The 1,158-nt window shown below is 47.1% G+C and carries 3 protein-coding genes; 1 reads left to right on the plus strand and 2 read right to left on the minus strand.

Features of this window, described 5'->3' with window-relative positions; genetic code table 11:
- Nucleotides 1–275: 275 nt before the first annotated feature.
- Both JX325_RS17360 and JX325_RS17365 read right to left on the minus strand, forming a co-directional pair.
- On the minus strand, nt 276–509 hold the full coding sequence (locus tag JX325_RS17360) for a hypothetical protein (protein WP_204792253.1): 234 nt from the start codon (nt 507–509) through the stop codon (nt 276–278).
- 32 nt (nt 510–541) lie between these two features.
- A complete protein-coding gene (locus tag JX325_RS17365; protein ID WP_204792254.1) occupies nt 542–760 on the minus strand; it encodes a hypothetical protein in 219 nt (72 codons plus the stop codon).
- Between the two features lie 54 nt (nt 761–814).
- Between JX325_RS17365 and JX325_RS17370 the strand changes: the two genes are divergently transcribed.
- Nucleotides 815–1,158 (plus strand): hypothetical protein (locus tag JX325_RS17370; protein WP_204792255.1); only part of this gene is annotated, 344 nt, incomplete at its 3' end.

The raw sequence follows: 1,158 nt of genomic DNA on the forward strand, positions 1-1,158 counted from the left end.
TCCGCTCTGGATTTGGTGATTTCAGAGGCTCCTGTCCCAAATTTCCCAGATGAATGTCCCCGCCTCGAAATCTGGCCGAACCACGAACGCATTGCAAGGGAAATGAACGTAGAGGGGGCCGAGGNANGACCGCTCTTTTCGTCTTTGCCTTGCCCTTCATGATTTATGGCATGGCATGCGGTTCTTACTGCCTGGGCCGTTCCCTGGCCCGGTGGCTTCCCGCTCTCTGGCTCCGGCTCCGCCAAAAGAAGAAGGGCCGCTAAGCGGCCCTTGTGTTAGAACTTTCCTGTACGTAACCATATCTTTCCCGGGTCTTCCTTTTTGCTTCTTCCAAAGAAAATCCATTTTAAGACGGTAAGCAATCCAACAACTGCTAAAAAACAGATAAGTCCAAAAAGAATGTACGCAAGGACTCCTGCAAGTGTGCTATCGTATGCAATTCCGATGATCTCACGGTAGCTTAGGCGGTCCAGGAGGCTGATCCAGTCTTCACCAATGATGACTTTCATTTTCTTTTCCTCTCTCGTTTTAGTAGATGCTTTCATTGATAGCGGTATTTAGCGGGTTGTCCTGCGTATGTCGTTTCTTGCTGTGCGCTGATACACGTTTTAAGGGCTTCCCCGATGACCTCTTTTGCTTCTATGGAATGTACTTCTTTCAATGCTTTTTTGAGGTAATCTATGCGATTTTTCAAAGCAATTGATATCTCGTCCAGTTCTCCTCTTGTGAGTTGGATACAGTAATATTGATATTCTTCCATATAGCATTCTCTCTATTTTTTAGTTTACCATACATAATAAGGCGGTGTCAATTCATGAGGAAAAATGTATATAGGATTTTATCCGGTTTTCTGGCGGTATTGATGCTGTTTGTTGCGACCCTTCCTGCGCATGCGATTTCTACCGGAAGCCCGCTCTATGATACCATTGACTTTTATACCTATGTTTATGGGATTTATAAAGGCTGGAAAGATGGCAATCCTAATTCCGATGATTCGCTGTATCCTGACTTTCGCCCTGGCGGCAGTTTTGGTTCAGGTCCAACAGGCGGGGGTTCTTTCTCCAAGGATGAGGCTAAAGCCGCCTACGACAACTACGTGGAAACCCTCCCGGCCACAGGCTACGATTCTAGCGGCGGCCTCCTCTGGTCCCCTAGCTT

It is taken from the genome of Oscillibacter sp. CU971 (assembly GCF_905219725.1).
Classification (GTDB): Bacteria; Bacillota; Clostridia; order Oscillospirales; family Oscillospiraceae; genus Oscillibacter.

Bases quoted from the DNA above. Each gene is read 5' to 3' on its own strand.
- JX325_RS17360 (WP_204792253.1), bottom strand. From the start codon at position 509: ATGAAAGTCATCATTGGTGAAGACTGGATCAGCCTCCTGGACCGCCTA.
- JX325_RS17365 (WP_204792254.1), bottom strand. From the start codon at position 760: ATGGAAGAATATCAATATTACTGTATCCAACTCACAAGAGGAGAACTG.